The sequence below is a fragment of the Bradyrhizobium sp. genome, assembly GCF_016462955.1.
GTDB lineage: Bacteria > Pseudomonadota > Alphaproteobacteria > Rhizobiales > Xanthobacteraceae > Bradyrhizobium.
The window spans coordinates 36,298-45,179 of sequence record NZ_JAEMSD010000001.1 but is presented as its reverse complement, the minus strand read 5'-3'; the positions used below and the strand labels follow the sequence as shown (position 1 = coordinate 45,179).

At 58.5% G+C, this 8,882-nt stretch carries 7 protein-coding genes; 4 read left to right on the top strand and 3 right to left on the bottom strand.

What is annotated here, in order from left to right; all coding sequences use genetic code 11:
* Positions 1-186: hypothetical protein (locus tag JHD07_RS00200; RefSeq protein WP_291617812.1), on the top strand; the 186-nt coding region annotated here is incomplete at its 5' end.
* A gap of 688 nt (positions 187-874) precedes the next feature.
* Positions 875-1,585 (top strand): hypothetical protein, encoded by a 711-nt coding sequence (locus JHD07_RS00195; RefSeq protein WP_291617811.1) that lies wholly within the window; start codon positions 875-877, stop codon positions 1,583-1,585.
* Positions 1,586-1,936: 351 nt separating this feature from the next.
* Here the strand turns inward: JHD07_RS00195 and JHD07_RS00190 are convergent, their stop codons facing one another.
* On the bottom strand, positions 1,937-2,617 hold the full coding sequence (locus tag JHD07_RS00190; RefSeq protein WP_291617810.1) for a hypothetical protein: 681 nt from the start codon (positions 2,615-2,617) through the stop codon (positions 1,937-1,939).
* Positions 2,618-2,834: 217 nt separating this feature from the next.
* Entirely contained in the window at positions 2,835-4,061 is a 1,227-nt protein-coding gene (locus tag JHD07_RS00185; protein ID WP_291617809.1) for a glycosyltransferase family 4 protein, read from the bottom strand.
* A gap of 1,183 nt (positions 4,062-5,244) precedes the next feature.
* Here JHD07_RS00185 and JHD07_RS00180 point away from each other — a divergent pair.
* The gene (locus tag JHD07_RS00180) at positions 5,245-5,619 is read left to right on the top strand and encodes a hypothetical protein (protein WP_291617808.1); all 375 of its coding nucleotides are present in this window, start codon (positions 5,245-5,247) and stop codon (positions 5,617-5,619) included.
* A gap of 593 nt (positions 5,620-6,212) precedes the next feature.
* Here the strand turns inward: JHD07_RS00180 and JHD07_RS00175 are convergent.
* Complete coding sequence (locus tag JHD07_RS00175; protein ID WP_291617807.1) at positions 6,213-6,992, bottom strand: phosphodiester glycosidase family protein; 780 nt, start codon at positions 6,990-6,992, stop codon at positions 6,213-6,215.
* Between the two features lie 219 nt (positions 6,993-7,211).
* Between JHD07_RS00175 and JHD07_RS00170 the strand changes: the two genes are divergently transcribed.
* Entirely contained in the window at positions 7,212-8,426 is a 1,215-nt protein-coding gene (locus tag JHD07_RS00170) for a polysaccharide biosynthesis/export family protein (RefSeq protein WP_291617806.1), read from the top strand.
* Positions 8,427-8,882: the final 456 nt, after the last annotated feature.

Genomic DNA, 8,882 nt, shown 5'->3' with positions numbered 1-8,882 from the left:
GCAATGTACTCATGGAATGGGCAGGTGAAAGCATTTGCCGAAGCTGGCCGCACCAGGGCAGCCGGTCCGCGGGAAGGAAACATCAGCGAAGTCGTCGGGTCATTCGTCGGACTGAACCGTTTCGTCCGAAGCGAAATGACCCTGCAGCCCACCGAAAGGTTATTGATTGTGAACAACCCACTCTGATTGCCGGCCAGGAATACACCCTCGAATGGCGAAGCGGACGGCGGGGTTTGGACCGAAATGACCAGTTGAGTGGGCCATGGGGGCCCTCCTGCGAAATGGAGGACCGAGGCAACGAAACCGATGAGAACGGCCACGACGGCGATAGCCCCGCCGATGAGGAGCCATTCCTCCCGGATCTGCCCGCGTGTCATCACGCCCCGTGATCGTCCGAAAACAATCTTGCGATCTTCCATCGTCGGGCTAGCCCCACGATACGGCGAGGCAAACTGACGCCTCTTCTGCTGCATGAGCCAACGCAGATCCGGCGGGTTCGACCGTTTGCTCGGAGCCTTGAGACCAAGTCCTGCAACAGCCGGATATTCGCCGCCGTCCCCGCGCTTTGGATTTTCGCGCCTCAACTTTCCAAAGGGAAAAATCATGCCCCTACGCCGGTCACGCTCATATTTCATCACGCTTTAAATGGGCCAACAGCGTATATTCTCAGGCCTGAGGCGTCTATCCCGCTCTGACACGTGTGGCGCGCTCACCGTCAGGGCCCACTTTGCGGCGCCCCGTCGCACAGCTTTCGGGCGAGAGGTGTGCTTGCTATGGCCTCGCGTGCCACCTGGACGTGCAAAGCCCTGTGGTCAGACGACGCATCGCTTATGCGAATTCGATTAATTCATGGCGAATCAGCACGGCATGAATCATGATGGAAAAGGTCTCAATCGCGAAAATATTCATCAAAGGCGCTTTGCAAATGAAAACGATCCTGGCAGCGGCAACTGCGATTTTTCTGGTCGGCACCAGCGCCAGCCACGCAACTGTCCTTCTCGACACGATTGGCGGAGCTACCTATGGAGCCGGCCCAGGATGGAGCGTTGTGAATGTGGGATCTTCATCTGACACCCAATCAATCGGGCTCAGATTTTTCACGGCGACCTCAACCCAGGTCAACGGCATTGAGGCGTTTATCGGCCCCCAGCCGGGAGCAGGCCTTACGACTTTCACCCTCGGTATCATGGAAGACAATGGATCCGGCATTCCGGACGGGTCGTTCCTGCACCAAACGAGCCTGGCTGCAGACAGCGCTCAGCCGGTTCTGCTGAATAACCTCAACTGGTCGATCGGCACCGGCAGTTATTTTCTCGTTGCGATTGCTGATTTCGGAGCGCTGAACAGCTGGCAATTCAATGCGGCGCAAACCGGATCGTTTGCCTTCACAGCTGGAGATCCAAACGGCAATTGGCTGGCAGCCAATAACTTCCTTCCCGCAGCCATCATCTCGACCGAGAACATCTCTGCCGTGCCGCTCGGCAACCCAGCTCTCCCTTCGATGGTCGTAGGTGGCCTGATGATCGGCTGGATTGCGAGCCGGCGGCGGGCGCAAGGGACCTCGGCGCCGGATCGGTCGGCGTAGACCCTTCGCGCGCTCGTTTATCTATCCCGCCCGAACTCATTCGGGCGGCAGGCGGCCTGACGTTACAGGCCAGCGATTTGAATCCATTCAATTGCCAAGGTGACGTCGCTCGGCCGCGGGGATTTACCGCGCCGTTGAGCGGTCGATCCTGCATGCGGATTTAAGCAGGACAATGCTGACCGCCCCCCTTGGCGGCTCCCGACAATCGCTGACAGCGTTCGCCGCGCGTGCCGCGGCCAAGCCCGAGTCGTTCACGCGTGCTGAGGTGACGAAGCATGTACGATAAAACAAAGGCCGCGAAGCTTTCGCTCCGCGGCCTTGAAGGGCTTCCAGACTTTAAAGCAGTCTGTATTAGATGGCTTGCTTCCGCCGACGGCGGGCGAGGGCGAGAAGACCACCGCAAGCCGCGATCAGACCGGGCAGACCGGCGCCGACGATCGGACCCGGAACGGCGCTGACATTGATCTGACCGCCCGAATTTCCGCCATTTACCGAGCTCGTAATCTCGAACTCGGCCGTGAGGGAGTACAGATCGCCAGGTGACGCGTTCTGTGTTTCCGAAACGACGGCTAGCGAGCCCAAAGTCTCCGAGGCAAGGAGTGTGCCCGGCGCAAAGGGACTGCCAAGATAAGTACGTTCAGTCAGAGACTGCCCGACCGGATTGAAAAAGTTGGATGAAAGTTGACTCGTGAACGTCTGGCTCCCGCCGGGGGTCAGCCCCGTAGCAACCAGATAAATCTTGATCGTGTCAGCGAGTGTACCGGTGTGCGTATTGCTCGTTTGAGCAAAAAGCAAATCGGGGGTTGCGCCCTGACTAAAGCCACTCACCAAGTTGAAGTTGAAAGTCGTTCCCGCAATTGCGCCGAAGAACGAGAAGCTCTGATCTGCTGCGTTGCCGTCGGCATCGGTCAACGCGGTAATCGCACCGCCATTGAAGCTATAATACGCTTGAATGCTCGATGCATTGGCTGCTGTACTGGCGAGGATTGCGATACTTGCCGCTGCAGCGAGAGGCAAAAACTTCTTAAACATCGTGGAAAGCCCTCCGTAAAATTACTACTTCCATGGGTAACAAACCCTTAATGTGGCGCTGCGTCAACATCCATTTTTTGGACAAACTCGACTCGAAATTGAAAATTTAAAAAATATTGTGTATTTTCAATATGTTATTTAAATAGAGAGCGACTGCAAAATTCCGCTCTTGGACTGGAGATAACTGCTCGACACGCCATCCGACGAGACGATGGCGTCAACGCGGAAGAGAGAGGCGAGCCAGCAGCGATTCCCAGGCGTCCAGCGACCGTCGGCGCCCGGCGTGCTCGTCGATCATCTTGCGTGCGTTCCGCCCCATCAAACGGCGCTGTTCAGCGTTTGAATATAGCGAAATAATAGCGTCCGCCATTCCGCGCCCGTCTCCTTTGGCAATGGCGATTCCACACGCGTATTGCTGAACAAGTCCCGCAATCTCTCCCTTCAAATCGCCCACCGCGATGGTCGGCCGCGCTGCCGCCGCGATGCCGTAGAACTTGCTCGGAACGATCAAGCCCTCCAGGCGGGGCTCGAGCGACAACCAATGGACGTCCGGCAAGCATAATGATTGCTTTAATTGCTCCCGCGGTTGGTACGGTTTGAAACAGAAGGCGCCGGCGAGCCCTCTGAGCTCGACCTCTCGCGCGAGATCCTTGACCTGGTGTCCCCCGCCGATCATCAGGAAGACAATTTCAGGTTGGTCACGCAGCAGCTCGGCGGCCGCAAGCATGGTCTGGTAATCGTGGGCACGGCCGAGATTGCCGGAATAGCCGACGACGAACTTGTCCTCGAGCTTCCACTCCGATTTCAAAGGATTGTCCGAGTTCGCCACCTCGGTGATCTCGGAATCGTCGCACCAGTTCGGAATGCAATAGACCCTTTCAGGTTGAACGTTCTTGGACACGAGCAGCGCCCGCATCCGCTCGCCGAGCACGACGTTCGCGGCAGCGGAACGCAACGAAAGGTCGCGACATTTCGCGATCAGCCAACCTATCGGGCCGCGCAGAAATGGCACCCCGAGCTCGATCGCGACTTCCGGATAGACGTCCTGCAACCAGTTGACGAGCAACGCGCGCTTTGCCTTCGCGACCAGGGCAGCAGGCACGGACAGGAGTGGAGGGTCGGTCTTCACCACGACGACGTCCCCGGCTTCGACTAGCCTCCAGAGCATCGCGAGCGCCGACCAGTAGAAGGAGAGATAGTCGAGCAAACGGCCCAGCAGGCCTGCCCTGCCGAAGCCGGTCGAGGCGACGCGATGCACGCGCACGCCGTGGATGACCTCCTCGGAGCGAAGACGGGCACCGGGGTTGTCGTACGCCTGCCCACTCGTAATGACGTGGACGACAAGCCCCCTGCCCGTCAGGTGCCAGGCGAGATCGCTGAGAATTTGGCTGGTGGCGGAGTGGTCGGGGAAGAAAAATCGATTTATGAAGAATATCTTGCTCATGTCACGCGCCGCGATGGACCTCACGGAGTGTACATCGCAATAGCGAGCGGCGCATCGCGTCGGCTCTCCTTAACGCTAACGCGTCGGTATCATGCCCATCATCCCTTTCAGCTGCGGTTAGCGAGAAGCCTGCTATGTAACGCCGGTCCCAACGAGCCGGGAAAGTGCGTGCCAAGAGGGGTGGCGCAGAGGCAAATGGATAGTATCTGCCGGACCTTCCCGACAGGCCGATAAAAGCAATACATGCTTGCCATCCCGGACAAATTAACCGCATGAGTGCGTTTATTCGCCGGCAGATTGCGAGCAGATCGCCGACGTCCCGTCGGGAGCACACGCTTCCTTCATTCATCATTCAATGAGGCTTTCCGCCTGACCGACAGCGATTCGCGAGATGCATCGACCAGGATCCCCTGCCAATCCCGCTCATTAAATAGCGATTACGAAGCAGAAAAAAACTGGCCCGTCACATGCCAGCCGCTGAGTCGCCACGAGCGCGGAATTCCTTGGCTTGAACTCGTCCCGCCTCGCTGGGGCCAGGCTGGAGCCTGACGATCATCGAACTCGCTTCGTCATCCGTCTTGCTGGGCACGCCCTCAGACTTGAAGGGGACAAAATGACGCTGGCCGCTCCCCGCAATGCCGGCACTCTTAGCAATGCGCGCGGCGCGCGCAGCACGACGACGGCGTGCGGACAACCAAGCCCGCGCTGCGTAGCCAGACGCGGCGCCAACGATCGTACCCAACGCAAATTCAATCATGAGGTTTCAGACTCGACAGCCGATGATCGAGGAGACTGCACTTGTCGCGACACTCGCGATGTTCCTCTAGGTGAACCAACAAAGGTGGCTGGATTGGGTTGCAAGGCCCGATCACAATGATCCGAATCAGGCTCGCAATCTCCACGCTTCTTGCTTCAGCGCAAAGTCACGAAGCGGTGTACGGCTGGGTCACGTCGTGACATCCAGCTTGCTCACAGAATATCGTTCGAACCTGACACCACGCAGTTCACACAAACGACGTGTCACCCTTTTAAAATCGGGGTGGCGCAGATATCCCTTGAAGGGAACCCGTCAGCACGTGGAACCAAGGTCATATTTCTCGATTGTCGCTCCGGTAACGTTACCTGGTAACGGAAAAATTTCATCCGAGTTGCCTCTCGCAACAATTAATTGAATATTTTGAGAATGCCGAACTCGCGCGATTATTCGCTAGCCGCAGCCAGAGATGTCCCCCTGTGCAGTCCAGGGCGCGAACGTCAATGGGCCAAGATTCGTGAAATCATGGGAGCTCTTCGGATCGCAGGATTTGAAAGCCTCGATCAGCAGGCGGCAGCCCTCGGGCTCAGCCGGAGCACGACTTGGTCCATCCTGAGCGGACAGCACAAGAACTCAGGCCTGTCGACCAGCACGATCGCCCGAATACTCGGCAATCAGCAGGTTCCAGCGCTGGTTCGCAAGAAGCTTCTCGAATATGTCGAGGAGAAGGCCCAAGGCCTCTATGGTGACAACCCGATCAGAGTCGAACAGTTCAAGGAACGTTTGGCGAGATTCCAAGCCTGATGTGAGATGAGATTGGATGAAGCGTCATCGCGCCGTCCGGAAGGCAGCTTCGCACTTTTCCGGATCATGCTTTAGAGCGAGGCCGGTGGACGCCGGCGGCCACCACCCGGTTGGCGCCAAGCGGGAACTTCAACCGTAACGCGTAGGCGCTTAGCAACGCGTTTCGTCTACCAGACCTGATACTGACCCCATCCGGTATATGCACCCCAATATGGGGCTCCACCGTACGGCCCGTAGGCTCCATAGAGCGAGCAGGCATCGCGAACCCGGCACTTGGGGTAGCGAACCCGGAGATAGACGCGTTCCTCATGGCGGCAGCCATTTTCACCGCACTCCCGAACCACCGATCGGGTCGGGACCGGAGCGTCCGCAGCGGCGACGGATCCGGCGGAGAAGGCCAGGGCGGGAATTGCAAGGACTGCTAGCAGACAAATGGCGCTTCTCACAGGAGCCTCCTGACTTGCGAATGCACGAACGGTTCGCCGAGCACTACTGGCCGGCTCTCTTGGATAGCACAAGCTTCTACTTGCACCGGGTTACAAAGTCTTTTCCACCCCGAGTGTGCTCCGGCAGTCACACTCGCGATAGCGACGCTAGTTGGGGTGGGGCTTAGGATTCGCTGGCCGTGCGCGAACTCCCAAAACGGTGGCCACGGGACGCCAACCTCCGACCATGGTGCCAGCTCGAAGCCCCCTGGCGCCAGGCCCCACCGCCAGTGTGCTGGAATAGCCGCCATCGAGCATCATACCCGTCCAACCGCCTCGCTCTGATAATTTGGTCAGCAACAAGCGGGGCGAAATGTTCTCGGCGACGGCAAGGAACAGGTGCCGGCTGCTTTGATCAAGTGCCACGGCGGTCCGGGCGTCCGGCATGGCGCTCCCGGTCCTTACGCGTCCTTCGCGCAGGTCGACCGCCTGTCCGCCGACCGCCCACCGCGCCCGCGCAAGATCGACCGCCCGCGGAGGCTTCGAGAGCGTAAACCAGGGGACCAGCTTGTCGTCGAAGGCGAGAAGATAGGTGTGTTCCCAGAGGTGGTTGACGATATGCTCCGCGACCAATGTCTCCACGCTTCGCGCCAAATCACCGGCCAGTTGCAGCGGACCAAGCGATTTCGATGTGAACAGGCTGGCGTTGACGGCCAGCGAAAGGTGCTGTTCTCGAACGACGCTCGATACATATGCCAGCCGGTACTCCCAACCGAATTGGACGGCATCCGGATCCAGCTGAGTCACGAACAGCTCGATTCCAGGCATCGAGAGGTCGATTCGGACAAAGTGAACGAGACCTCCTCCTTGCGGCCCGGCTGCCACTTTCTCGGAGAGGTAGCGAACGCCTGAGAAGGCCTCGGTCCATTCGCCATCGGCGACCAACATTTGAGGCGCGGCGGGACAAGCAGCAAAAATGCAAATCGTCGCGATTGTTAGCAGTCGCCGAAATACCATCCGTGCGGTCGTCGCCCTGCGTCAGAACCGGCGTGGCAGAAATGCCACAACCAGCAATTCATGCCTGTCAGCAAGATAGGTTAACCGTTTCTTCCAATGTTTGCATGCTATTCATCCCTGCAGATTGGACCCTATTGGGGATTAGGGAAATTGAGATTAGCGGCATTTGCGGCCACCTTGTTGCTCGTTCCGGCTCTAGGCGGATGCGCGCTCCTGCCGGCTTCCGGCCCGTCCGAAATCGCGGTGAGGGACGCGTCCTACGTTCATCCCGACAGCCTTCCGCACGCCTTCGTCAAAGTCACACCGCAAGTGGTCGCCGTCTTGGCGTCGTCCGCCCCTCGACTGACGCGATTCGCCGGGCAGAAGCGTCCGAGCGATCTTCGCTTCGGGATTGGCGATACGGTTTCCGTGACCATCTTCGAAGCCAGCACCGGCGGGCTCTTCATTCCCGCAGAAGCGGGCGTGCGCCCGGGCAATTTCATCACGATTCCAACCCAAGCTGTCGACACGAGCGGAAACATCTCGATCCCCTACGCTGGCAATATCAAGGCATTGGGAAGAACCAAGGAAGAGGTGCAGCGGGCGATCGTGGAAGCGCTCCAGAACCGCGCGATCGACCCGCAAGTCGTCGTCTCGACAATCGACCAACAAACCTCGCTGGTCACGATGGTGGGTGAGGTTGGGCGCCCGGGCCGTGTGCCGATCACGGCCACGCCAGAGCGCGTTCTCGACTATATCGCCCGTGCCGGGGGTACCCAAGGCCCCGCGTCCGAAATGTGGATCATGCTCGAGCGTCGCGGCAGCCGCGCGACTGCTCCGCTTGGTGCTCTGATCTACGAGCCGGCCAATAACGTCTATGTGCATCCCAACGATACGCTGTTCCTGTATCGGGAGCCGCAGACCTTCCTGGCCTTCGGCGCGCTCGGCCGGCAGCAGCAGGTTCCGTTTGGGGCGTGGCGGCTTTCCTTGGCAGAAGCCGTATCGAAAGCTGGTGGTCTGGTGGACAACCAATCCAATCCGGCCTCAGTTTTCCTCTATCGCGGCGAGCCATGCGAAGTTGCCAGCGCCATGGGCGTCGATTGCGCGCAATATCCCGGGCCGATCGTACCGGTCATTTACAACATCAATTTCCGGGATCCCTCCAGCTTCTTCATGGCGTCGAAGTTCGAGATGCGTAACAAGGACATCCTGTACGTCACGAATTCGGCCTCGGTCGAAGTCGATAAGTTTGTGGGCTTCATCCGTAGTTTGAACTCGGCCGTTCAAGCCCCGATGTCGACGGCCACGCAGGGCTATACTCTGAGAAACCTGATCAACGGCTCTGCTAGCACGATCGTAACCACGCCCACGACGACGTCGCCCTGACGAGAGCAATCAAAGCTGTGGCCACTCAATGGCCACAGCTTTGAATCGGACGTTGCAGACCTGATCTGGTCAAGCAATGCCGGCCGGCGCGCCCGCTCCTACGCGTCTATCCCGGCACGAGATGGGAAAGCCCATTTTCACACGAGGAACATGCCGGGTCGGAAATCTCTGCTGAGCAGACGTCTCAGTATTCTCGTGCTGAGCCCAGAACGCTGGACTCAATCTGGAGACGCTCGCGTTTCCTGAGACGGAGCTCGCTTCGAATCCGAGGCTCTCGAGAGCGTCGCTGTCCAAAATGAACTATTGACATACCTTTCGATTTAAAGAAAAACTTAATCGAAATTAAATGGCGAATTGTCAATGAATGTTAAGGCTCTTATCGGCGGTGCAGCTCTTTCCGTCTTGCTGGCTCAAAGCGCAGAAGCGGGCCTGATTTACTCGGCCGCAGCACCAACG

Bases quoted from the DNA above. Each gene is read 5' to 3' on its own strand.
- JHD07_RS00195 (WP_291617811.1), top strand. From the start codon at position 875: ATGATGGAAAAGGTCTCAATCGCGAAAATATTCATCAAAGGCGCTTTG.
- JHD07_RS00190 (WP_291617810.1), bottom strand. From the start codon at position 2,617: ATGTTTAAGAAGTTTTTGCCTCTCGCTGCAGCGGCAAGTATCGCAATC.
- JHD07_RS00185 (WP_291617809.1), bottom strand. From the start codon at position 4,061: ATGAGCAAGATATTCTTCATAAATCGATTTTTCTTCCCCGACCACTCC.
- JHD07_RS00180 (WP_291617808.1), top strand. From the start codon at position 5,245: ATGCCGAACTCGCGCGATTATTCGCTAGCCGCAGCCAGAGATGTCCCC.
- JHD07_RS00175 (WP_291617807.1), bottom strand. From the start codon at position 6,992: ATGTTGGTCGCCGATGGCGAATGGACCGAGGCCTTCTCAGGCGTTCGC.